Annotated in this window: 23 protein-coding genes; 20 read left to right on the forward strand and 3 right to left on the reverse strand. The window is 47.6% G+C overall.

The annotated features are described in order from the left end of the window. Positions 1–535 precede the first annotated feature (535 nt). A complete protein-coding gene (locus Q0140_RS06590) occupies positions 536–1,096 on the reverse strand; it encodes a Fe-S-containing hydro-lyase (RefSeq protein ID WP_297962980.1) in 561 nt (186 codons plus the stop codon). Positions 1,097–1,106: 10 nt separating this feature from the next. Then, a complete protein-coding gene (locus Q0140_RS06595; RefSeq protein ID WP_297962983.1) occupies positions 1,107–1,952 on the reverse strand; it encodes a fumarate hydratase in 846 nt (281 codons plus the stop codon). A 199-nt stretch (positions 1,953–2,151) separates the two neighbouring features. On the opposite strand from Q0140_RS06595, the gene Q0140_RS06600 reads away from it, so the two are divergent. From Q0140_RS06600 to Q0140_RS06610, 3 genes are all read left to right on the forward strand, one after another. Further along, positions 2,152–2,709, forward strand: a complete 558-nt coding sequence (locus Q0140_RS06600) for a NapC/NirT family cytochrome c (RefSeq protein ID WP_291940163.1) — start codon at positions 2,152–2,154, stop codon at positions 2,707–2,709. Positions 2,710–2,719: 10 nt separating this feature from the next. After that, positions 2,720–4,120, forward strand: a complete 1,401-nt coding sequence (locus Q0140_RS06605; protein ID WP_297962986.1) for a multiheme c-type cytochrome — start codon at positions 2,720–2,722, stop codon at positions 4,118–4,120. Positions 4,121–4,398: 278 nt separating this feature from the next. After that, entirely contained in the window at positions 4,399–4,815 is a 417-nt protein-coding gene (locus tag Q0140_RS06610; RefSeq protein ID WP_297962990.1) for a hypothetical protein, read from the forward strand. A gap of 1,236 nt (positions 4,816–6,051) precedes the next feature. Here Q0140_RS06610 and Q0140_RS06615 read toward each other — a convergent pair. Then, positions 6,052–6,270: a hypothetical protein gene (locus Q0140_RS06615; RefSeq protein WP_297962993.1), complete on the reverse strand. Its 219-nt coding sequence runs from the start codon at positions 6,268–6,270 to the stop codon at positions 6,052–6,054. 313 nt (positions 6,271–6,583) lie between these two features. Here Q0140_RS06615 and Q0140_RS06620 point away from each other — a divergent pair, with 313 nt between their 5' ends. From Q0140_RS06620 to Q0140_RS06700, 17 genes are all read left to right on the forward strand, one after another. Then, complete coding sequence (locus Q0140_RS06620) at positions 6,584–7,189, forward strand: DUF6803 family protein (protein ID WP_297962996.1); 606 nt, start codon at positions 6,584–6,586, stop codon at positions 7,187–7,189. A gap of 392 nt (positions 7,190–7,581) precedes the next feature. Further along, the gene (locus tag Q0140_RS06625; protein WP_297962998.1) at positions 7,582–8,271 is read left to right on the forward strand and encodes a response regulator transcription factor; all 690 of its coding nucleotides are present in this window, start codon (positions 7,582–7,584) and stop codon (positions 8,269–8,271) included. After that, positions 8,261–9,679 (forward strand): DUF3365 domain-containing protein, encoded by a 1,419-nt coding sequence (locus tag Q0140_RS06630; protein WP_297963001.1) that lies wholly within the window; start codon positions 8,261–8,263, stop codon positions 9,677–9,679. Before Q0140_RS06625 ends, Q0140_RS06630 begins: the two co-directional genes overlap by 11 nt. Positions 9,680–9,783: 104 nt before the next feature. Next, a complete protein-coding gene (locus Q0140_RS06635) occupies positions 9,784–11,859 on the forward strand; it encodes a cytochrome C (protein WP_291940175.1) in 2,076 nt (691 codons plus the stop codon). A 51-nt stretch (positions 11,860–11,910) separates the two neighbouring features. Continuing rightward, positions 11,911–12,684: an FKBP-type peptidyl-prolyl cis-trans isomerase N-terminal domain-containing protein gene (locus Q0140_RS06640; RefSeq protein WP_005870892.1), complete on the forward strand. Its 774-nt coding sequence runs from the start codon at positions 11,911–11,913 to the stop codon at positions 12,682–12,684. A gap of 28 nt (positions 12,685–12,712) precedes the next feature. After that, the gene (locus Q0140_RS06645; protein ID WP_297963005.1) at positions 12,713–13,426 is read left to right on the forward strand and encodes a 4Fe-4S dicluster domain-containing protein; all 714 of its coding nucleotides are present in this window, start codon (positions 12,713–12,715) and stop codon (positions 13,424–13,426) included. Between the two features lies 1 nt (position 13,427). After that, the gene (gene nrfD, locus Q0140_RS06650) at positions 13,428–14,399 is read left to right on the forward strand and encodes an NrfD/PsrC family molybdoenzyme membrane anchor subunit (RefSeq protein WP_297963008.1); all 972 of its coding nucleotides are present in this window, start codon (positions 13,428–13,430) and stop codon (positions 14,397–14,399) included. Positions 14,400–14,414: 15 nt separating this feature from the next. After that, positions 14,415–17,105 (forward strand): cytochrome c biogenesis protein CcsA, encoded by a 2,691-nt coding sequence (gene ccsA / locus Q0140_RS06655; RefSeq protein WP_297963011.1) that lies wholly within the window; start codon positions 14,415–14,417, stop codon positions 17,103–17,105. Between the two features lie 10 nt (positions 17,106–17,115). Then, complete coding sequence (locus Q0140_RS06660; RefSeq protein WP_297963014.1) at positions 17,116–17,949, forward strand: tetratricopeptide repeat protein; 834 nt, start codon at positions 17,116–17,118, stop codon at positions 17,947–17,949. A 31-nt stretch (positions 17,950–17,980) separates the two neighbouring features. Beyond that, a complete protein-coding gene (locus tag Q0140_RS06665) occupies positions 17,981–19,105 on the forward strand; it encodes a nitrous oxide reductase accessory protein NosL (RefSeq protein WP_297963017.1) in 1,125 nt (374 codons plus the stop codon). Then, positions 19,102–19,290, forward strand: a complete 189-nt coding sequence (locus Q0140_RS06670; RefSeq protein WP_295098450.1) for a hypothetical protein — start codon at positions 19,102–19,104, stop codon at positions 19,288–19,290. The genes Q0140_RS06665 and Q0140_RS06670 overlap by 4 nt, the downstream gene beginning before the upstream one ends. Beyond that, positions 19,280–20,389 (forward strand): FtsX-like permease family protein, encoded by a 1,110-nt coding sequence (locus Q0140_RS06675; RefSeq protein ID WP_297963020.1) that lies wholly within the window; start codon positions 19,280–19,282, stop codon positions 20,387–20,389. Before Q0140_RS06670 ends, Q0140_RS06675 begins: the two co-directional genes overlap by 11 nt. Next, on the forward strand, positions 20,386–21,063 hold the full coding sequence (locus tag Q0140_RS06680; RefSeq protein ID WP_297963023.1) for an ABC transporter ATP-binding protein: 678 nt from the start codon (positions 20,386–20,388) through the stop codon (positions 21,061–21,063). The genes Q0140_RS06675 and Q0140_RS06680 overlap by 4 nt, the downstream gene beginning before the upstream one ends. Then, a complete protein-coding gene (locus Q0140_RS06685; RefSeq protein ID WP_297941331.1) occupies positions 21,060–22,013 on the forward strand; it encodes a hypothetical protein in 954 nt (317 codons plus the stop codon). Before Q0140_RS06680 ends, Q0140_RS06685 begins: the two co-directional genes overlap by 4 nt. After that, a complete protein-coding gene (locus tag Q0140_RS06690; protein ID WP_297963026.1) occupies positions 22,010–22,519 on the forward strand; it encodes a hypothetical protein in 510 nt (169 codons plus the stop codon). Before Q0140_RS06685 ends, Q0140_RS06690 begins: the two co-directional genes overlap by 4 nt. Before the next feature lie 793 nt (positions 22,520–23,312). Further along, a complete protein-coding gene (locus Q0140_RS06695) occupies positions 23,313–24,134 on the forward strand; it encodes a DUF364 domain-containing protein (protein ID WP_297963029.1) in 822 nt (273 codons plus the stop codon). Between the two features lie 58 nt (positions 24,135–24,192). Next, positions 24,193–24,602: alpha/beta hydrolase (locus Q0140_RS06700; protein ID WP_297963032.1), on the forward strand; the 410-nt coding region annotated here is incomplete at its 3' end.

The raw sequence follows: 24,602 nt of genomic DNA on the forward strand, positions 1-24,602 counted from the left end.
CGATAAGAGACAACAAATCTGCCATCTCTCCTCCGTCGCGTAGCTTGTATAACAAAAACGCGCCGTAGCCGAGCATGCACGCCGCCGCGAAGATCGTATTTCTTTTCGCCTTATACAAAAGCCCCAGTCTGATCTGCTCCAGCTCGCTCGCGCTCATCTCGCTCCTTTTAAATTTGAGATGGATTATGACGCTTGCGGGCTTTAAATTTGCTTACGAACGGCGCCGGAATTTTAAAATTTAGACTTGGATAAATTTGCGATTAAATTTTAGCGGCTGATTGTTTAAATGGAGCAAAGACGGAATTTCTGTAGAAATTTAAGCGGCGCAAAATTTTAAAAATTCCGCGCCGTAAGAGAGACAAAATTTTACGGACGCGATTTAAATTTGCTATAAAATTTCACTGCGTGACAGCGTAAAATTTCGCGAAATAGACGCCGTAATTTATGCTGCGAAATTTAGGGTGCCCGAGCGGACGCCGATAAATTTACGAACGCCCGCGCCGCAAAAGCACTGCGCGGACGTCACTAGCAAAATTTAGATTTTTCTATAAGGCGCCTGTCCGACTTCGTAGAAGTTATTGCCCTCGCTATCGATCGCTACGATAGCAGGGAAGTCCTCGACCGTAAGTCTCGCGACCGCCTCAGGTCCTAGCTCTGGATAGGCCAGCACTTCGTACTTTTTGATGCTTTGGCTAATCAGCGCGCCCGCACCGCCGATAGCGACCATATAGACGCAGCCGGATTTTTTCATCGCCTCGACGACGGCGTCGCTGCGGTAGCCCTTGCCGATCATGCCGTTGATGCCCACTTCGTTTATCATCGTAGGAGTATATTTATCCATGCGTCCGCTAGTCGTAGGCCCTGCAGCACCGATTGCCTGACCCGGTTTGGCAGGGGTCGGCCCCAAATAGTATATCGTCTCGCCCGCTAAGTTTACGGGTAGCTTCTCGCCGCGAGCGAGGGTTTCGGTTAGAGCCTTGTGCGCGGCATCGCGAGCTGCGATGATGGTGCCGCTGATTAGGACGTTATCGCCCGCCCTTAGGCTTTTTACTACGCTTTTATCGAAAGGTGCGGTAATTCTTTTAACTTCTGACATGATTTCCTCCTTATAGTTCGGCATCGGCATGGCGAGCCGCGTGGCAGTTGATATTAACGGCGACCGGAAGCCCTGCTATGTGGGTCGGATACCACTCTACATTTACCTTAACGGCGGTATTTATGCCGCCCAAGCCCTGCGGACCGACGCCCGTAGCGCGCGCCATCTCCAGCAGCTCATCCTCTAGCTTGGCGTAGCGCTCGTCGGGATTTCTGCTGTCGATCGAGCGAACCGCGGCTTGCTTGGCCAAAAGCGCCGCCTTATCCATCGTGCCGCCGATACCGACGCCTACGACCATAGGAGGGCAAGCGTTAGGACCTGCGTATTTAACAGCCTCTAAAAATACCTTTTTTACCCCCTCGATGCCGTCTGCAGGAACGAGCATTTTTAGTACCGATTTGTTTTCGCTGCCGAAGCCCTTCGGGGCTACTTTAATCTTAAGCTTGTCGCCGGGGACGATGCGGGTATTGATGACCGCGGGGGTATTGTTTGTGGTGTTTTTGCGCTCAAAAAGCGGCTCTGCGACCACGGATTTACGCAGATAGCCGCCTACGTAGCCGTCCGCGACGCCTGCGTTGATAGCGTCCTCCAGATATCCGCCCTCGATATGCACATCCTGACCGAGTTCGACAAAAACCACCGTCATACCGGTATCTTGGCAGATCGGCGCGACCTCTTTCGCCGCCAAATCGGCATTTTGTAAGAGCTTGCCTAAGATATCTTTGCCGATAGGCGAAGTCTCGTTCTCGCGCGCTTTCTCAAATGCTGCGCGCATGTCGGGCGTGACTTGATAACAGGCTTTTTTGCAAAGCTCGCTGACTACTTTGGTAATTTCATCCGCTTGGATCGTTTTCATGATCTCTCCTTGTATTGAAATTTTAATGGATTATATTCCGTTAAACTAAAAACTTAGTTTAAAATTTTATCTTCATTTAATAAATTTTAACAAAAGGCTAGAAAATAAGCGGTTTTTAATCTTTTTATAATAAAATACCACTTTTCGAATTATCAAATACTAAAAATTTTGCGAAGAAATTTTAAAATCAAGGAAACCTATGAAAAAGAAAACTCTTGTGCTGCTAGTGGGCGCTTGTGTGCTTATAGGAATGATACTTTCTCTTGGGATTGCGGAGATGGTTCACCTTACGGGCACCGATAAATTCTGCGTATCCTGTCATACGATGCAGCCGATGGCAAACGCATTTCACAACGATGTTCACGGCGGCAATAACCCGCAAGGCTTCAAGGCCGATTGCGTCGCCTGTCACGTTTCTCATGAAAATACCTTTATGTATCTTTGGACTAAAGCTCTAACCTCCGCAAATGATGTCTACAAAACGGTCTTTACCGATGCCGATAAGATCGACTGGCAAGAAAAACGCAAGGAGCGAAATCATTTCGTTTATGAAAGCGGCTGTCTAAGCTGCCATCGAAATTTAAAAGAGCAGAATAACCAAGTAAATAAAGCCTGGCTCGCGCATAGGGATTATTTCGCGGGCACTACCGGCAAAACCTGCGTGCAGTGCCACGAAAACGTCGGCCACAAAAATATGGGTATAGAGATTACCAAATATTGGGATAAATACAACCGAGAAAATAACAAAACCAAGTAAAGGAGAAGCAATGCTAAAAAAAGTCGCTATTTTAATAGCCTGTATCGCATCGTTTGCATTCGCAGAAATGCCCGCGCAGCATGCGAATATGTCCGCGTCGGACGCGAACGTAAGCAATTCTGTAAACGTTAGTCTTACGAAGAATTTAAAGGTAAATAGGCAGCTTACGCCGCTAGCTAGACGCTGCGTCGAGTGCCATGCCGAAAAAACTCCGGGCGTCGTTGCGGATTGGAAGATGAGTCGCCACGCTCACGTAGGCGTTAGCTGTACCGACTGCCACTCGCAGCCAGCAGATAGCCCTATGGCAGCTAAAGAGCCGCATCCGAAAGACACAGACAATCATATTTCGGTGCTAGTTAGCCCAAAAACCTGTGCCAAATGCCACAGCAACGAGGTTAAAGAGTTTGAAAACAGCGGTCACGCAAGAGGCGCTATGCAAATGCAAGCCAACAAAGGAATGGTTGATCTAATGTATCACTACGAAGGACGTGATATCCCTGATCTTAAACATGCACCTGATATTACCGGCTGCTCTCAATGCCACGGTAGCGTCGTTAAAATGGATGAGCATAACAAGCCTACCAAAGAGACCTGGCCCGTTTACGGCATCGGTACGGTTTATCCGGACGGTAGCGTAGGCGGATGCAAATCATGCCACTCGGGTCATAAATTTTCGATTGCTGAAGCTCGTAAGCCTGCTGCTTGCGCATCTTGCCACTTAGGACCTGATCATCCGGATATCGAAATTTACAATAACTCGATGCACGGACATGTATTTAACGCTGAAGGCAATGAATGGAAATTCGATAGCGCTCCTGGTACTTGGGCAGTTCCTGACTACCGCGCTCCTACATGTGCAACCTGCCATATTAGCGGCGGTGTGGGCGATCTAAACTCCACTCACAACGTATCTCAACGCTTGAAGTGGAATTTGTGGCAGCCTAAGAGCAATCTACGCACCGGCGGTAATGAGACCGCGGTAAGCGAGTTTTTAAATACCGGCAAACTAAACGTCGGCAATCCTTTGGCGGGTAACCTAAACGGTCCTGAGGCAGCGCGTGCCGAGATGAAGCAAGTCTGCAAAGAGTGCCACGCAAGCACCCACACGAATAATTTCTTTGAAGCGGGCGATAAGCAGGTACTTCTATATAACGTTTACAACGACGAAGCGACTAAGATGCTAAAAGAGCTTAAGGAAAAGAAACTTCTAAAAGACGATCCTTGGGCGGATGCGTTCCAGCGAATCTATTATGTTTCATGGCATCACGAGGGTCGCAGAATGCGCCAAGGCGCGCTAATGGGCGGACCTGATTATTCGCATTGGCACGGCGTATTCGAGGTCAAAAACGACATCAGAGAGATGCGCGAAATCTACGAGCGCCGCATCAAAACCGGCAAGATCGAGGAATAATCCTTCTTAGTCTGCTAAATTCTGCCGGACCAAACAGATCAAGCTTGTAAGCCCCTGCATTTTGCGGGGGCTTTTTTATTTACACAAAATTTTGGAATTTTATTTCGTAATCCGCAAAGCCCATCAAAAATCGCCCCTAAAAGCCACTACAAAATCACTGTCTAATTATTTAAGATCATTGAGAATTTATGACGGAAGTGGCTGATAAATTAGAGTAAATTTATCTCTTCGCAATCCAAAATTAGCTACAATCGCGCATATCATTTAAAAGGAATTTTATGGACAAGCAAACGGCATTAGACTTTTTGAGACTTCATCAGCCGATGCCTGCGCAGCTTTCGGATCAGCTCGCGGCAGAGTTTCGCGCGGTACGGGAGTTTTTGCGTGATAATCCCTGCGACGAGGCGCTTGAGCCGCTTTTGCGCTCGCTAAACGAGGGCGACGGCGCAGGTGAATATCCACTCGTGGACGAGGTGCTAGGTGCGGCGGACGATGCTGCTGCGGTAGCTGCGATTAGAGCGGTCTTGGAGGATCCGAGCACGGGCAGCGGAGCGCGATTTTGGGCGACGCTTTTTAGCGTGAGCTTCGTCCGTAAGGAGCTCATCGCAAGCCTGGAGACATCGCTTAAATACGCAAACGATGATTTGATCGAGCTTACGAAGGAACAGATCGAGATGTTTAAGCAGCTGGTGTAAAGCTAGCTGCGTAACTTAGAGTTGCGCCTTATTCGCCAGATTGTGCATTGCAAAGCAAATCCAAATTTATAAAAATCGGCTTAATCGCAGGCTGCTTTTAAATTTTAAAATTTTGCGGTCGCTTAAAATTTTTTAGAGGCGGCGATTGAGCAGGCGGCGCGCTTTATTTTCTATGGGCTGTGGCAGGCGCCCTGTGCGAGGGTTGCTATCGGCAAAGATATAGCGTCGCCGTTAAGCGGCAAGCGGTACAGGCACGGAGAGGTATCTACCTAGAGAGGGTAGAAATTTTACAGTGCTACTTGAGACAAAATTTTAAATCTGCAGGCTTGTGATAGAATTTAAGTCGTAATAGTGAAGCAGAATTTAATATGCGGCGAGCACGACGCTGAAATTTTAAGCTTGCGTCGCGCAGTGGTGAGATTTCGCTCGGTGCGATCCGTACGAAATTTTAAGCCGTAAAGATAAAGCAAAATTTTTAATACGTGGCTTTTGAGACGAAATTTTAAGCAATGAGTTTGAGGCGGAATTCTAAAGTGCGAGTTAGACTATAAACTCGCACCGTCGGTAGAGGATACCGCGTCTTTTTGTGCCGAGAACTTCGATTGCACGGCAAAGAATTTTGCGCCATTTCACACTACAGCTACGGACCTCGACCACGCAGTGAGCAAGGCTACGCTATGCGACTAAGGATGTTGTACTATTTCGCAAGCGATCTTGTAGCGAGATTAGATTATGAGTCTCGGCGTGCGGCATAGGAATTTGGGAGGGTGTGATCCATGCAGGATTAGATAGCGCAGATTTTGCGCCCCCATCTGCACCGCCAAAAATTCTACTTAGCAGAGGTGATCTAGAAATTTTGCAGCGGCATGAAATCTCCTAGCGCGGATTTTGAGCTTGCGCGAAATTTTGCACCGCTAGCATTCAAGAAGCGTAAAATTTTAAATTGCATGCCGCTTTAAAATTTTAAACTTATGAAATTTGACCCGCGCTTGTTTTTAAATCCTAATTACGCGCCGTGCTTGGCGATGAAATTTTAAAATTTTATCACGCCAAGAGCAGCTCGATCAATCGGCGGACGCAGCTAAAAATAAGATAGATAAAACGCATTAGCGCTTGAAGTGAGACTAAATTTAAATTGCAAGCAAAATTTTAAAGCGCGATTTAGACCGCTTGCGGGCGCTCGATCTTGGCTTTGAAATAGTTAAATTTAGCGCTAGTGCTCGCAAGACGCTTCGGCTACCTGATTTTTGCGGTGCCGAAGCAAAGTCCGTTTTCGTTGCACTGCATATTTTCGATTTGCGGATCCTCGCTTTCGCCGCAAATTTGAATCATCTGATGCGATGCTTCATCCATTTTAGGCTCGCTGCAATACGAAACGCCGGGCTTTGGATGCTCAGGATTGGAGCAAGCGCATACAAACAGCGCTGCGCAGGCGAATAAGAGGGTGTTTTTCATTTTAAATCCTTTTAAAAAAATTTTGTAATTCTATCTTTGTAAAACTGAAATTTTACGGAATTTAAAGCGTTTCGGCTAAATTTAATGTATCTGCATCTGCAAATATAAATTTTCTAAATTTCGCGTTAGATACGAAGAGGCGGCGTGTAAAGCGAGATAAATTTAATATTTGTGAGCGAGCTTTAAGACGCAGCTCAAATCATTTTGCGGAAAGATATAAGATTAAAGATTTGCCTAATCCTGTCTATCGTTTTAAAATTTTTTACCGAAAGCTGCTAGAATTGCGCCCTTTAAACTAAAATAAGGAGAAAACATGGCAATGACGAATTACATGGAACTTTTGATGGCAAATCAGCCGTGGAATTTGATTTTATTTATGGCGGTGCCGATGGGCTTAGCAGAAGCGATAGTAGCGAGCGAATTTTTTAGCTTGTACCGCGCGAAGGAGGGCTCTTTGGCACTAAAAATCAATAAATGCCTTAGCATCATTCTCGGCGCTTATTTTACGATATTAATCATTTACGTAGCGGTTAAAATTTTGCCCGTCATTCATTTGCGTGGTGCTGCGGACGCCTTAGCTTTGGCGGCATACGTAGCGGCGGCGCTGCCTGCGCTAGTGCTGCTACTTTTGGAGCTCGGAGTTATCGCAAAAGGAGCGGAATTTAGAGCTAGGCTTAAATTTCATTTCTTGGCGCTGATTGTATTTTTGGTGCTAGGACACGTCGCGATGATTTTTGGAATGACCGATCCAGGTATGAGCGGCATGGATCATTCTATGATGGATCATGGCTCGATGAGTGGGATGAGCCACGATATGGGTTCGATGGAGGGGATGGATCATTCGCATATGAATCATGGCTCGATGGAGAACATGGATCATGGCGGCATGGATCACTCAAAGATGGAGCATTCACATTAACTTTAGCATGCCCGGCTTGGGCTAAATTTTAAATTCTATTCCGCCGAGCTGCGGAGCTGATAGATCTTTATGGATTTGATTACCTTTGTCTGCGAAATGCATATTCAAGCACCTCTAAAATAGAATTTTACCGCCTTTCATATACCGCCTGCGAGGCGGTAAAATTTAATATCAAGCTTATCGTCCCGCCTTTTTATGTTCTTGTGATATTTTTATCCAACTTATGCAGGCGCAAAGCTCGCACATAGGCGGTTGCAGGTTTAAATTTGCGTGCAAACCGCTTTGGTATATTTTTTAACGTTAGTTTAATGCTAAATTTATATAATTTAAGCGAGTTATATTTTAAGAGACGATTAAGAATGAAATGTGCTAAGCTTGGAGGCGGATAGAGTATGCAAGATTACGAATTATTGGACGTTTTGTCCAATAAAAGGGTTCTTTGTCTAGAGGATGAGCCCGGGATTTTAAAAAATATAACCGAATCGCTGCAGCTGTTTTTTGGCGAAGTAGTAGGGGTTAAGGACGGGCTGGAGGCGCTTGATGAGGCGATGAGCGGCTCGTACGACGCGCTGGTTTTTGATATCGGCGTGCCGCATATGGACGGGCTAGAGGTCGTTAAAAAGATCCGGGCCGCGGGTATCGGCGTGCCGATCGTGATACTTTCGAGCCACACCGAGCAGGAGTATCTGTGGCGGGCGGTGGAGCTTAAGATCACTAGGTATCTGCCTAAGCCGTACGACAAAAACGCCTTTATAAAGGCGCTGCAAGACGTCGCTGCGGAGCTGATAAATCACGCGCCGATATTTAGCATAAGCAGCGAGCTGAAGTATGATTTTGCCAAAAAGATCATCTACGTCAAAGACAGCGCCTGTCATCTTTCCAAAAGCGAGAGCAAGCTTTTGGAGTACTTCTTAGCGCGCAAAAATCAAACTATAACCTACGAGCAGCTATTCGACTACATGTGGGAGTTCGAGCAGCCCAGCAAGGAGGCGATCAAGGCGATCGTCAAAGAGCTACGCCGCAAGATCGGCAAGGACGTGATCAAAAATTTATATGCGGTGGGGTATCTCTTTGAAGTATAAATTTAAATTTATCGTAGCGCTTTTCGTGCTGCTATATATCGTAATTACGGCTTTGGTTTTTAACTTCTACCGCGAGCTTGCGCTAAAGGACACGAGGCGCGAGGCGTTTTATATCCTAGATACGATGAATGCGGTGCGCGACTACGTCTCGACCGTGCAGCGCCCGCTAATAAACGAGCTTAAGGAAAAAAAGCTTCTGAGTGAGGATTTTTTCGATCCGAGGCTGATGTCCTCGACCTACATAACGCGCGAAATTTATAAAATTCAGCTCGCCAAAGAAAACATCAACTACGACTACAAGCTCGTCGCCACCGATCCGCTCAATCCGGAGCACGAGGGAAGCGAGTTTGAGAATGAAATTTTAGAGGGCTTTAAAGAAAACAAATATAAAGAATACTCCAGAGTCATCTATGATAAAGGCGGCGCCTCGTATCTTTTGAGCCTGCCGATAACAAACTCCCAGCCTTCGTGCACCGAGTGCCACAGCATCAACGCAGCGCCTAAAAAGATGCAAGAGCTCTACGGCGATGTGGGAAATTTCAAAGGCGGTCTAGGCGATACGATCGCGATGATAAGCTTTAAAATTCCGATAAAAAGCATTCTGCTCTATCACACCAAAGAGTTTGTCGTTAGCGGCCTAAGCTTGCTTGTGGTATTTTTGATCTGTATATTTTGTATCTATAAAATTCACAAAAAAAACGCGACTTTAAAGATGCAAACGCAGCTTTTACTGATAAATCAAAGCCGCCTCGCGCTCATGGGCGAGATGATTGGCAATATCTCACACCAGTGGCGCCAGCCGCTATCGCAGATCAGCTCCACGCTCATAAATTTAGAGCTTTACAACGAGCGGGGCAAGCTATCAAAAGAAAGGCTCGAAGGCGGCATTAGGGACGCGGGCGAGCAGGTGAAATTTATGAGCGATACGATCGAGGATTTTAAAAATTTCTTCAACCCAAACATGCCGAAGAGGGAATTTAGCGCCAGCGAGGCGATCGAGCAGGCGCGTAAAATTTTAAACGCCTCGCTTAAAAAACACGTCATCGATATAAGCGTGCGGATAGAGGAAAATTTCACCCTTTACGGCAACGTAAACGAGCTCATCCAGGTGCTAATAAATATCATAAACAACGCAAAGGAGGCGTTTTTGGACGTACCGCTTAAACGGCGCGAGATTAAAATCCGCTCGTTTTTAAAACAGGGCGAGCGGGTAATCACGATCGAAAATAACGCAAGCCGCATCGACGAAGCGCAGCTAGATAAAATTTTTGAGCCGCACTTTACGACAAAACAGCAGGGCAGCGGGCTAGGGCTATATATGAGCAAGATGATAATCGAAAAAAATGGAGGGAGCATAAGCGCTGCAAATTCCGATGAAGGCGCGATATTTACGATCTCTTTTCGTTAAATTTAGACTTCATTAAATTTCTCCCTTTTTCACCCTTTTTTGTTGATATTATTTTGAGCGTAGAACTTTGCTAATTTAAAATTTCGATTTTCAAAGGAGGAGCCATGAAAAAATGGAATAAGATGCTACTAGGCGCGCTAGCCTGTATTAGCATTTTTGCCGCAGGAGCCTGTGCTGATGAAGGCATGGGGCATGAGATGGAAATGTCGCAAAAATCGCGCGACGTCATCGCAAATCCTAAGGGCACGTTGCAAAGCAGAGGCGTCATATCCTTGCAGGACTACGTCGTAGAAGAGCGAGAGATGTATGACTGGCTATTTAAAAATCACCCGATTTTTACCAAATACGGCGGTAAGACGGTCGGTAAGATGGATGTACACGACCGAGGTTTGGAGTGGCTTGCGGAAGGGCATGGATTTGACTTTTCAAAGGCGAGCAAAAGAGACGACGGCAAGGGCTATAGCTCTATGATGTATAGAATCCCTGCGGGCTCTTCTTTGCAATTTCCGAATAAATTCATAGGTCCTGAAAAATGCGGCGAGTGCCACCCTGCGCAGTATGAGACATGGAGCAGATCGCGCCACGCCACTACTATCCGCTTCCCGGGCGAGCACCCGGAGGTTAATAACAACCTAACCGATCCTGTATTTAGTCCGGATACGGCGTCGATCCTTCCAAAAGGTATTACCCCTGACGTAATTTATGCGACCGTGGGGCATCTAAGGACAAAATTTGGCTACGTAGATGCGTGGCTTCTACGCGGAACCTATCACGTAGAGGGCGGCTTGCTAAGAGATGGCACCGGTCAAATCGTAGCCGGTGGCAACCAATTCCAAAGGACTTGGGCGTTAAATTTAGACGATGAGACGGTCAAAAAGATCAAAAAGATCGTTCCGGAATTCCCGGGCACGCTTGAGGAATACGGCGATAACGGCGGTTACGTAAGAGGTCTTGCGTCGTATGCTGCGAAATATAAAAAATCGATGTTTTTCCAAGCAAACAGCTCGTATTGCGAAGTCTGCCACCCATTCAAATTCGATTTTAAAACTAAAAAAGAATTCTATGCTGCTTTGGGTAACGCAAAAGAGCTTCAAAAGCACACTATCTCCAAGGGTATCACCTGCGAAGAGTGTCATGGAGCGGGCGGTCACCTTGACGGCGCTACAAATTTTAGAACCTCAAACTGCGAACGCTGCCACCAAAGATTTAACTATAGCCCTGATTTAGCTCGTGCTAATCCGCTAAACAACGGAAATCCCGATCTATCTCTTAGCTCTAAATTTAAATCTATGGGTCCAGGCTGCGGCTCTGAGGGCTCTCAATCATACTTCACCGCTCACTACGAGAAGGGTATGCGCTGCGTAACCTGCCACGATCCGCACGATAATACCGGACCGGTAGTTGGCGATAAAACCGTCAAGGGCGTAAATTATAACTCCGAGCAGGGCTATTTGAGCGCGTTTTATACAAAGCCTAAGATCACAAAAGAGTGCAAAGATTGCCACCAAGAGCAAGCCTACATCGCCGCAAGAGCCGATACGCATAAAGACAATACCTGCGCATCTTGCCACATGCCGTTTATGATGAGCTGCGAGAACTTCTACGCTATTCAGTTTCAAGACAACGCGGGATTCGATACTCAAAGAAGATCGCACATCTGGAAGATCGACATCGATCCTGCTAGAAAATCTCTAGTCGCAGGCGATGCCGCTAAAGGTCCAAGAGATGCGAAAGATTGGCACTTCCAAAGAAATAAAGATGGACGAAATTTCGTCGATCTTATGTGGTCGTGCGCGAGAACCTCGTGGGCGGATAAAGATATGCAAGATACCAAAGGCTGCCATAGCCCTGTCGTTTCCGAGCTAAAAGAGACACTTCACTTCAAGAACCAAAAGCAGGTTTACGATGAGGTTATGGGCTGGCAAACTCCGATTAAGAGCGACTTCTCGCAAGTTAAGATCGGTATTCAAGGAATTTACTCTATCCTTGAGACTAAAAAGCTTAACTCCAGCGATAAAACTCGCGTTTACGAGCTAATAGAAAAAGCTCAAGACACCGTCGATCTTATCGAAAAAGACGGCTCATGGGGTATGCATGGCTTTAAATATACTAAGCAAAGGCTAGAAGCCGCTAAAGAGTATATCAAAGAGGCTCAAAGAATTCTAAATAATAATTTATAATTCTTTCGGGGTCGCGTAAGTTCGCGGCCCCGAAATTTAAAAGGCAAATGTATGCAAAAAAGACTAAAAATTTTCTTGCCTATCGTTTTGGCAAGCTGCGCGTTGGGCGCGAATTTAACTACGCAAGAACAAAAAGAATCTTATAGCATCGGAGCTTCTACAGGAAGCTATGTTTCAAACCAGCTGCATTCACAAGCCGCGTTAGGTGTCAAATATGACTTAGATGCGGTGATAGAGGGGTTTTTGGACGCTCTTAAAAAGCAGCAGAAACTAAAAGATGAGGAAATTATTGCGCTTTTGAATCAAAGAGCCGATAAACTAAATAAGATCGTAGAAACAAATTCCAAAGCGGAGCTTGATAAAAATTTAAAAGCAGGCAAGGAATTTATGGCGAAAAATGCCAAAAATCCGGACGTTAAAACCACAAAATCCGGTCTTCAATATGAAATTCTAAAGCTAGGTATGGGCGAAAAGCCAAAGCCTGAGAGCGTAGTAGTGATGAACTACAAGGCGTATTTGACGAACGGTAGCGTATTTGACGATACTTTCGCGTCTAAAATTCCGGCGCATCTTTCTATGATAGGCTTAATCGACGGATTGCGCGAGGGATTGCTTTTGATGAATACGGGCTCGAAATATAAATTTACAATCCCTAGTAATTTAGCCTATGGCAACGTGGACGTAGATAGAATTCCTGCGGGTTCTGTGGTGATTTTTGAAGCCGAATTACTAAAAGTTTTAAAGCCCGGCGAGCTTGCCGATGCGGCGAAAAAGCTTAGCGAGAGCGAGGCTAAAAGCTTTCACGACGCGAATAAAACAAAGTAGTTTTGCTTAAATTTAGTCGGAGGAGAATATGCAAAAGCAAAGAAGAAATTTTATAAAATCCGCCGCACTCGGCTCTTTGGGGCTTGGCGCAATCGCCTCAAATTTACTTGCGCAAAGCGGCGACGGCGCGGATAAAAGCGCGCAAGACGCAAACGCAAGCGTCAAAAAGCAAGAGCCGAAAAAGCCGCACTACGGCATGATATTCGATCAGAACAAATGCGTGGGCTGTACCGATTGCGAGATCGCCTGTAAAAAGGTAAATTCGGTTCCGAAAGGTCAAATGAGGCTTTTTATCCAGGACAAAACCGATCCGCTAAATTTGAAAGAAAAGCGCTATGTTAGGGTTTCTTGCCAGCAGTGCGAGGATGCGCCGTGCGTAAAAGTTTGCCCGACCAAGGCCTGTCACAAGGACGAAAAAACGGGCATAACGACGATGAACACCGATGATTGCATCGCCTGTAAATACTGCATCGTCGCCTGTCCTTACGACGTGCGCTTTATAAATCACGATACCAAAGCCGCGGAGAGCTGCAACTTCTGCTTGGATACGAATTTAAAAGACGGTCACGAGCCCGCCTGTATCGAGGCGTGCAGATACGAGGCGATCGTATTCGGCGATCTAAATGACGAAAGCTCGCACATCAGCAAGCTACTTCGCGTAAAAGACAGCCTGCGCATGCATCCTGAGTGCGGCACGAAGCCGAGCCTGCGCTATATTCCTGCGGTAAAACTAGGAGTGTGATATGAACGGAGCTATAAATTTTACTGCGACCTTCTCGTACGGCGTGGAGTGGGGCTGGCCGATCGCGGTCTATCTTTTGCTAGCAGGTATGAGCGGCGGCGCTTTAGTAGTTGCGCTCCTAGTTAAATTTTACAAAAAACAGACCGAAAGCACGCCGCTATTTAAGGCTGCGTCGCTGCTATCTTTCGTAGCGATCTTACTCGGTATGGTTTGTCTGGTAGCCGATTTAGAGCGACCGCTTCTTTTTTGGAAAATTTTGATCAATTACAACTTTACTTCGGTTATGTCCGTGGGCGTGGCGGCGCTTTGCGTCTATATCCCGCTTAGCTTCGTAGCCTGCCTTTATGCGTTTGAAGCTGATCTTAGCGGATTTTTATCGCGCAGACTTACTTTTTTAAAGGGGCTTTTCACGCTCGTAATGAAAATTTTAAACGCGCTTCACCCGCTGCTTCTTGCGCTTACGCTAGTTTTTGCGGTCGCGATCTGCGCCTATACCGGCTTTTTGATCTCGGTTTTAGTTAGATTTCCTATCCTTAATACAGCCGTTTTGCCTGCGCTTTTCGTGGCGTCTGGCTTATCGGCGGGCATCGCGGGATCTAGCCTAATAGCCGCGCTTTTCTTTAAAGCTGAGCTGCACGACGGCGATCTAAAAACCTTGCACGCGGTCGAGTGGCCGGTTTTAGCGATGGAAATTTTACTAATCGGCATGATTTTCGTCTCGCTAGTAACGGGCAGCGACGTGCAAAAAGCCGCCAGCGTCGCATTTAGCGAGGGATTTTATGCGAAGATGTTTTGGCTAGGCGTCGTGGGCGTAGGCTTTTGCGTACCGCTAGTTTTAAATTTCGCACTGGGCAAAAAGATCGCTCACACCGCATTTGCGTTCTACGTTAGCGCGCTTGCCAGCGTGGTCGGAGTATTACTTCTTAGAATGTTTATACTATACGCAGGACAAACTTACGATATAATAATGTAAAACTGCGGAGGGTTAATGAGCGCGCTAAAAATATTAAAATTTTTCATCTCTTACAAGTTCGCGCTCTGCCTCCTTTTTATTCTAGCCGCAGGTGCCGGCGTCGCGACCTTTTTAGAGAGCATCTATGACACGCAAACGGCTAAAATTTTAGTCTATGAGGCGCGCTGGTATGAGTGCGTCATGGGCGCTGCGACGCTTAGCCTGCTCGGCATTATAATTAAAACCAAAATGTGGCGCCGCTTCGGCTCTTTCGTGCTTCATGCGGCATTTATCGTCATCTTTATCGGCGCGGCGCTGACGCGCTATTTCGGCACCGAGGGCGTGCTGCACGTAAGAGAGGGCGAGAGCGAAAACGAGATGGTAAGCGTCAAACCATACTTGCAAATCCGCACGCAAGACGCGCTGTTTGAGCACCCGCTAAGCTTATCTCAGATCGACGATAACCATTTTAGCTTCACGCAAAGTATAAATTCTAAAAGCTTCACCGTCAAATTTAGCTCCTACAAACCCGCGCCCAAAGGCGAACAGGGCACGCTTGCGGTAAAGGCGGGTTTTGAGGGCGGAAGCGAGCAAGAGGCAGAGCTGCGCGGCGGCGCGGGCTGGCTCGGGGAACCTAAAATTTTAAACTTTGACGGCGAGGAGATAATGCTAAGCTGGGGCTCGAAACTCATAGAGCTTCCGTTTGCGGTAAAGCTTTTGAAATTTAAGCTCGAGCGCTATCCTGGCTCGCAAAGTCCGTCATCCTACGCCAGCGACGTTGAAATTTTAAAAGAGGGCAAGAGCGTGGGGGAGCATGAAATTTATATGAACCATCCGCTAAACTTTGGCGGCTTTAAGCTCTTTCAATCCTCCTACGACACGGACGAGCTGGGCACGGTGCTGGAGCTTAATCGCGATCCGGGTAAAATCCCCACTTACTTCGGCTATTTCTTGCTTTGCGTCGGATTTATCGGTAATCTTTTTACCGCGGGCAGCAGGTTTAAAAAGCTCGCTAAATTTATCAAAAACAACGCGCCTGCCGCGCTTCTTTTGATTGCGCCGCTTTTTTTCAGCATTGAGCTTCGCGCCGCGGATGAAAACTATCTGCAAAACCTTAAAGCTAACTCGCGCGTTCACGCAAACGGCGCGTTTGCAGAGCTTTTGGTGCAAGATTACATGGGTAGAATTAAGCCGCTTAGCACCGAAGCAAGCGAGATCGTAAATAAAATTTCGGGCACGGAGGGGCTTTACGGCTTAAGCGCCGAGCAGATGATCTTGGGCATGAGCCTAAATCCCGCGTTCTGGCGCGATCAAAAGATCATTAAGATCAAAAACGACGAGATCAAAAAGATGCTGGGCTTAGCGCCGCAGGAGCGATATGCGAGCTTTAATTCGGTCTTTGATGAAAACGGCAACTACAAGCTCGCGCGCGCCCTGGACGAGGCGAATGAAAAAAGCGCCTCGCGCCGCGGCGTGCTTGATAACGAGCTGATTAAATTCGACGAGCGGCTAAACATCGCGTATCTGACCTTTAGAGGGGTGTTTTTTAAATTTATCCCCGTGCCGAACGACCCGCAAAATACCTGGCTCTCGCCGAACGACGCCTTTGCGGATTATAGTATCGCTCCGCAGATCAAAGGCGTGCTAAACGACTATCTAAACGGTCTGCAAGATGGAATTTCGGATAATGATTGGGCTAAAGCGGACGGCGCGCTTGCAGAGCTGAAAAACTACCAAAGAGCGACCTCGGCGGCTATTCTTCCAAGCGTTAGCCGCGTCAAAGCCGAGGTGTTTTACAACAAAGCTTCGGTTTTTAAAAAGCTAGTTTATTGCTATATGATCCTAGGCGGCGTAGCTCTAATATTGGCGCTTTTGGGCGCGCTTTGCGGTAAGCGCTTCACGCTCGTGCAAAAAATTTTATTTGCGGCCTTTGCCACAAGCTTTGCGGCACATACCCTTGCGCTTGCGCTGCGCTGGTATGTAGCGGCTCACGCGCCGTGGAGCGATAGCTATGAATCGATGATATACATCGGCTGGTCGGCGGCGCTTGCAGGGATCATATTTTTTAGAAAGTCCCTGCTTACGCTAAGCGCGAGCTGCTTGCTAGCCAGCATTGTGATGCTGGTAGCGCATATGAGCTTCGTAAATCCGCAGATTACCAACCTCGTGCCAGTGCTAAAATCCTATTGGCTTAGCATCCACGTCTCGGTTATCACGGCTAGCTACGGATTTTTAGGGCTTAGCTGCCTGCTTGGGCTTTTGGCTCTTATTTTGATGGCGCTTAAAAACGGCGCCAATCGCGAACGGCTCAATGCTCAGATCAGATATATAACGGCGATCAACGAGATCAGCCTCATAGTGGGGCTTTCGATGCTGACGCTCGGAAATTTCTTCGGCGGCGTGTGGGCGAATGAGAGTTGGGGGCGATACTGGGGCTGGGATAGCAAAGAGACTTGGTCGTATGTCTCGATCATTGTCTATGCGATCGTGCTGCATCTAAAGCTTATCCCGAAACTCGGTTCGATCTATGTTTATTGCGTGAGTTCGACGCTCGCGTATAGCTCGATCATAATGACCTATTTCGGCGTAAATTTCTACCTCACCGGCATGCACTCTTACGCTGCGGGAGATGCGCCGCAGATACCCGCGCCGTTTTATTGTATAATAGCGGCGGTCTTTTTAATAATCGCTCTTGCCTTCAGGGGCAGGGACGTAAAAACGATATAAAGGAGTAAATTTGAAAAAATTTCTAATAGCGTTAGCCTTGGCTGCCGCGGCAAATGCGGGCTTTATCAGCGAGGGCATTCAAGCTCAGCAAAGCGGCGATCATAAAAAACTCGCAGAAATTTACGAGCGAGCGTGCGGTTTGGAAAATAAAGCTTCGGGATGCTATAATCTAGCCGTTTTGTATTTTGAGGGCACCGGCAACGTAGAGAAAAATTTCGAAAAAGCGATCAGCCTCTACGAGAAGGCGTGCAGCGCTAAATTTGCGCTTGCGTGCAACAATCTAGGCTATATCTACGAAAGCGGCAACGGCGCGGATCAAAATTTTACCAAAGCCGCGGCTTATTACGAAAAAGCCTGCAAAGATAACGAAGGCTGCACCTCGCTCGGACTTTTATACGCAAACGGCGCCGGGCTTGCAAAGGATGTCGCCAAGGCGGCGAGCCTTTATGAGAAGGCCTGCACCTACGGCGATATGATGGGCTGCAACAACCTGGGCTATCTGTATCTAAAGGGCGAGGGCGTCGAGCAAAGCTTCGCAAAGGCTAAAATTTTTTACGAAAAGGCTTGCGGCGGCGACATCGGCATCGGCTGCAACAACCTAGGCTATCTATACGCCTTCGGGCAGGGGGTGGGCCAGGATTATAAGCAGGCAAAGCAGCAGTATGAAAAGGCGTGCAACCTCGGCCACTTCGACGGCTGCAATAACCTAGCCATAATGTATGCCGAAGGAAAAGGAGTGAAGTCCGATAACGCCAAAGCAAAAGAGTTTTTCAAAAAAAGCTGCGACGGCGGCATCAAGATGGGCTGCGAGAATTTGGAATTTTTAAACTCGATTAGTAAGTAAATTTAAAACATCAAAATTTTAAGGAGATAGTATGATTTTACGTTCGTTTTTAGCTTCGACCGCGCTTGTTGCGCTCGTTTGCGGCGCCTCGATGGATGGGGCTAATAAGCCGGCAAATCCTATGTTTCAAAGCGTGGATCCGAGCAAGGCTACGCTTGTAGGAAGCGGCGAGGGCAAAGAATACTGCGCCGTTTGCGGAATGAATTTGGTTAAATTCTATAAAACTAATCACGTTTGGAACGGCAAGCAAGTAGCTTCTCTGCACTGCTTGTACGAGATTACGGGCGGCAAAATTCCAAGCGATGCACAGGTAGTAGATACGAAAAATCTAAATTTGATCGACGTAAATAAAGCCTTTTACGTCGTGGGCAGCAAGGTCAAAGGCACGATGACGCGTAATAGCAAATACGCCTTTTCAACCGAAGCCGACGCCAAGGAATTCCAAGCCGAAAACGGCGGCGAGATAATGAGCTTCGCCAAAGCCTACGAGATTGCGGGGCAGGATTTCGAGGGCGATAACAAGATGATCAAAGCCAAACGCGAGGGCGGCGTTTACGCGCACGGTAAAGAATTTTACGAAACAAACTGCGCTAAAACGGACGCTAAAAGCTTCAAAGCCATCTCCGAGCTCAAAGCTCATCTCAAAAAGACTTGCGACGCAAAGGGTGCTAGCAAGGAGCCTGAGTACGACAAGCACCTACAAGCCGCGGCGCTGTATCTATGGGATGCGCCGGTAAATTTAGGCAGCAGCGGTAAAGATGCAAAAGCGAAAAAACCTGAAAAGATCGTCGTGCCGGAAGGCGCTAAATGCCCGGTATGCGGCATGCTAGTGGGTAAAAACCCTAACTGGGCGGCGATGATAGAGGTTCAGGGCGGCGAGAACCTGTATTTTGACGGCGTAAAAGACCTGATGAAGTACTACTTCGAAAAGGGCAAGGGCTTTGATAAAATTTTCGTAACCGACTACTACAAGTTACACAAGATCGATGCTAAAAGCGCCTTTTTCGTGCTCGGCTCCGACGTCTTAGGACCGATGGGCGACGAGCTCATTGCGTTTGATAGCGAGAGCGCGGCTAAGACCTTCGCTAAAGATCACGGAGGCAAGAGCGTGCTTAAATTTGACGAAATTCAAGAGAGCGTAATAGAAGGGCTATGAGGCTCATTTGCGCTTTAATGATCTTTTTTGCCGCCCTTTACGCGCTCATTGCGGTGCATTATGTAAGCTTTGATCGCGCAAAGGGCGAGCAGTGCCTGCAAAAGCTCGCACGCGAGATAAAGGACGTGCGGCTCTCAAGCAGCTTTAAGAGCAAAGCCTACGCGGAGTTCGTCTATGATAAGTAAAAATTTCATAGACTACTCCGTAACTCTGCTGCGAAAAGATAGAGCCGATCACGCTTTTAGCTTCGCGATCTTTGCATTTATCGTTTTTGTTTTAAGCTCAGTGCTGTTCATCTCGGGCTCCATTCAAAACGATCTTGAAAAGGTCATCAAGCTCAGACCCGACATCGTAGTAGAGGCTCTACGCGCGGGCAAACGCGATCTGATGCACGACGGCTATATCTACGATATCTCCAAAATCGCGGGCGTCAGCGAAGTGCAGGGCGCCGTGGACGGGATGTATTACTTCGCTCAAAAGCGCGTTTGGTTTCATATCGTAGGCGACGAAAGCCTGAGCGAAAACGAAATGATCGTAGGCGAGGGGGTAAAGGCGGCGATGGGCGAGTGGTACTACGAGGATGAGTTTCACTTCTTAACCGAACAGCGCCTAATCGCGATTAAGATCAATAAAATTTCGCCGCACGAAAGCAGCATCGTCTCAAACGACGTGATCTATCTAAACCCCGATACCGCACGCGAGGTGCTAAGCCTCAAAGAGGGCGAATACACCAAGCTCTACGTAAGCGTGCCCAACCCCAACGAAGTAAGCGAAGTAGCGCTTAAGATCGTAAATTTATACCCCAACACGCAAGCTCTTAGCGCCGAGGACGCGGTGGCCGAAGTGAGGCATCTGTATTATTACAAGGGTGGAATTTTTATGGTGCTTTACGCCGTGGCGATGATCTCATTTTTCATCTTGCTAAAAAATCAAATTTCGCTCGCGTACGGCGAGAAGAAAAAGGAGATCGCGATCTTGCGCAGCATCGGCTTTTGTATAAAGGACATCATCGCGATGAAATTTATTCAAAATTTCATCGTCTCGCTAAGCGCTTATCTGCTCGGCGTCGCGGGCGCGTATGCTTATGTTTTTATCCTGGATGCGCCGCTTCTGCGCGATATATTCTTAGGCGGCGAGTTGCGAAATTTCATCACCTTCACCCCCGCGATAAATTTTAATATGCTCTTTTTGATCTTCGTCTTTAGCGTGATCCCGTTTTTAGCCTTCGTCATCATCCCATCCTGGCGCATCGCTATAGGCGATATGAGCGAGGCGGTCAAATGAGCAAGATAGAGATCAAGCAGCTTTTTAAAATTTACAACGAGGGCAGGGCGAATGAATTTCGCGCTTTGAAAAACATAAGCCTAAGCGTCGAAGAGGGGCAGATCGTAATCTTAAAAGGGGTCAGCGGCAGCGGCAAAAGCACGCTTCTATCCATCATAGGCGCGCTTGCTAAGCCGAGTAGCGGTGAGGTTTTAGTGGACGGCGCAAACGTCTCCAAGCTCGCTGATATCGAAAGCTCAGCGTATCGCCATAAAAAAATCGGCTTCATCTTTCAGTCTTTCAACCTGCTTGAGGCGCTTAGCGTCTATAAAAACGTCCTTGCGCCGCTTAGTCTCGAGCGGCTGAGCAGAGATGAGCTTGGCGCGCGCATAGATGAAGCGATGCAGATCGCTAATATCGCGCATAAAAAAGATCAGATCGTCTCCAGCCTTAGCGGCGGCGAGAAGCAGCGCTGCGCTATCGCTAGGGCGCTCGTGATGGGGCCGCAGATCATCTTAGCCGACGAGCCGACGGCAAATTTAGACAAACAAAACTCGCTCGGCTTTATCGAGATGCTCTCAAAGCTCAAAGAGCTTAAAAAGACCGTTTTGATCGCGACGCACGATATACTCTTCGACGAGCTAAGCTTTGTGGATCGATACGTCTTTTTAAAAGATGGAGAAATTTCAGCATGAGCGTATTTTTATCGGGTAGCGTGATCGCGTTTTTGGCCGTGGAGCTGATCGTAATAGCGCTGATGGCGATCTCGCAGTTTCATATCGTGCGGATCATGCGCTACTGGGACTTTAACGCCACCTCAAATTTACAATACGCCCTGGAGAAAAGAAACTATCTCATCAACACCATTTTGTTCTTCACGATAGCGTGCAAGATCATTTTGTTTATATTTTTTGCGCTCTGCCTAAACGAGCTCTCTTCAATCGTGCCCGGCGCGATGTGCTCTGCAGGCGTCGTGGGCTCGAACCGCTACGGCAACATCCTGCTGCTTTTAAAAATTTTACTGATCTTCGGCTTTGGGCTCTGGCTTATTTTAAACAGCCTCGATCTTAAAGCGGGCAAATTTCCCTATCTAAAGCGCAAATACCTGATCTTTACCATCCTTTTTACGGGCGTTTTGGCGGAGTTTATTTTAGAAATTCTATTTTTTACCAATATCCCGCTGCGCGTGCCGGTGTTTTGCTGCTCGGTCGTATTTCGCGCGCCGAAGCTCCCATTCGGCTACACGCAGGCGCTTTTGGCGACTTTTTTCTACGCGATATTGGGCGCCATTTTGATCTTAAATTTCTTAAAGCAGTCGATGGCGAGCTTTGCTTTAAATTTGCTCTTTTTGTTCGTCGCATACTACGCGATCACCTATTTTTTCGGGCTTTACGTTTACGAGCAGCCCAATCACAAATGCCCGTATTGCATGCTTTTGAAGGATTATTACTTCGTCGGCTATGCGATCTGGGGCTCGCTGTTTTTGGGTATATTTTTCGGCATCGTGCCGTTTTTAACGGAGCTCATCACCAAGCGCGCCTACACCCACCTGCTTAAATACTCCTCGTTCTGGCTCATTCTAAACGCACTCATCTGCAGCGCCTACGTCGTCAAATACTACTTCGTGCGGGGTGCGCTGCTATGATTAAGAAAATTTTTGCCGCGGTTTTGCTCGCTTGCGTGATGGGGCTACTGATATCGTCTATGGATATAGCCGAATCCAAAATTTCCGTCCGCCACGGCAATACGGATAAGAAGCCGCTGCAGATCGAATTTGGCAAATACCTATGCCACGAGAGCGGCACGGTGATAAACGATCTGTATAACACCGCCCAGGCCGTTATGCCAAACGGCGATACATATTTTTTCAATGACATCGCAAACGTCTTTATGTGGCTGATGCGGCAAAAAAACAGAGATGAGATCGTGGTGTGGGTTTATTCGCAAGACACCGAAAGATACATCATCGCCAAGGACGCTTGGTACTCGCGCGTCGAGATCACGCCGATGGGATATGGCTTTGGCGCGTATGAGTTTCACAACTACGGCAGGAGCGACTACTACTACGACGAGATCGTGCTGTGCGCCGCGCGCGGCGAGACGCTGCTAAATCCGCTCATCAACATCCTGCTTTCGGAAAATAAAATTTAGCCTCGCGGCGGATAGGAAAATGAAATTTAGCCCCGCTATGGATGGGAAATAAAATTTAACCCTTCGGCGGATATGAAATAAAATTTAGCCGTGCGGCAGGTAGAAATAAAATTTAACTCCGCAGCAGGCACGACTTGTCGCAGATACGGCCTGCCGCTTAATTTTACCCACGCTTGCCGCTTTCGTTAAATTTAGCTCGCGTCCGAGTCTGCGTTCGCTCACAATTATTAAATTTGCTCGCATTTGCCCGAGCTCGCGTCCATTCGTATTAATTGAAATTTGACCCGCCCAATCCGAACTCTTACTCGTCCGCTCTTATAGAATTTAGCTCGTATTTGCCTGAGTTCGCATCGGCTTGCTCTCGTAAATTTGATCCGCCCGCACCGCCGACTAGTTTAAAATTTTTAAACCGCTCTGGCTCGTTAAAATTTTGAATTTACCCGCTCGCTTAAAATTTCATGTTTATCCATATACTTTAAATTTTAAAGCTGCACGGCACTTTTTAAAATTCCAAGCCGCACTCGCTCGTTAAAATTTTAAATTTACCTGACCGATTAAAATTTCATGTTTGTCCGCACGTTTCAAATTTTAAAGCCGCACCGCGCTTTTAAAATTCCAAGTCGTAACGATACGCGCTCGCTACGTAAAATTTTATCTCGCGCCTGCCGCTTGCGTTAAATTTAACTCGCGTCTTCTTGGGTGTCGCCCGTTGTGCGATCAATAAATTTATATCAATACGGGCGCCGAAATTTTAAGCTATAATGGCGCTAAATTCCACATTAAAGGAGCTAAAATGAGCGAAATTTTAGATCAGACGCTGGAGCGTGCGAAAGAAATTTTAGGAGTGGAGGTGCTGGATCTTAAGATCGAGCGCGCGGTCGTGGGGCTATTTTTTAGCGGCGTGAAGCTGCAAGGAGGCGCGTGCGGGCTTAGCTATACGCCGCTAAAGTCCCTATCGGGCGCCGTTTGCTGCCCCTCGCAAGCAAGCGCGATGCCCGATTCGGGCAATATCGCAGGCAAAAGCGTGCGCTATCTGCTGCGCGATCTGGGCTCCGCCGCGCCGCTTAAAAAGACGCTCGCGCTCGCCGCGCTAAATGCGCTTGGAAGGGCGTGTTTTGATAAAATCTGCGCGGATTACGACGTGAAATTCGGCGCCGATCCCTTTGAGCAGCTGCAGATCGAGCGCGGCAGCTTTAGCGTCGTCGTGGGCGCACTGGTGCCCTATATCAAGACGCTGATGAAAAATGGCGCGGATTTTAAAATTTTAGAGCTTGACAAAAGCACGCTCAAGCAGGCAGAGCTGCCGTTTTACCTGCCCGCAAGTGAGGCCGCAAGCGTCGTGCCGCGCGCAGATAACGTGATAATCACGGCTACGACGCTCATCAACGACACGCTGGGTGGGCTTTTGCGTCTGAAAAAAAGCGGCGCCAAGCTCGTGCTCGTGGGGCCTACCACGCCGCTACTGCCGCAGGCGCTGTTTGAGCGCGGCGTGGACTTTGCGGGCGGCACGCTCGTGCGGGATGCGGACGCGGTGCTCGATATCATCGCGCAGGCGGGCTCAGGGTATCATTTTTTGGGTAAATTTGCCGATAAAATCACGATTTGCAAGGGCTAGGGCGCGGATTGAAATTTTAAAATTTGCGCGCAAAGGGCTTAAATTTAAAGGAGAAAATATGCAAAAGTGCGTCTATATCGTGCACGGCTACGACGCTTCGCCTAAAAGCCATTGGTTTGCCTGGCTCAAAGACGAGATCGAAAAATCGGGCGCGAGGGCGGAAATTTTAACGATGCCCACGCCTGCGCACCCAAGGCTTGATGAGTGGCTGAAAACTCTGCGAGAAAGCGTAAAATTTGAAGGCGAAGTTTATCTGGTCGGACACAGCCTCGGCTGCCCTACGATCTTAAATTTCTTACAAAGCAGTGCCGCAAGCGGCGCAGTAGAGGGCGTCGTGCTAGTTTCGGGGCTTGCAAAGCCGCTTAGCGATCCGCAATTTAAAATTTTAGACGAGTTTATGGATAAAGGCTTTGATTTTGAGCGCATAAAAGCCGCCGCAAAACAGCGCGCGGTGGTTGCCGCAAAGGA

This window comes from uncultured Campylobacter sp. (assembly GCF_938045405.1).
GTDB lineage: Bacteria > Campylobacterota > Campylobacteria > Campylobacterales > Campylobacteraceae > Campylobacter_B.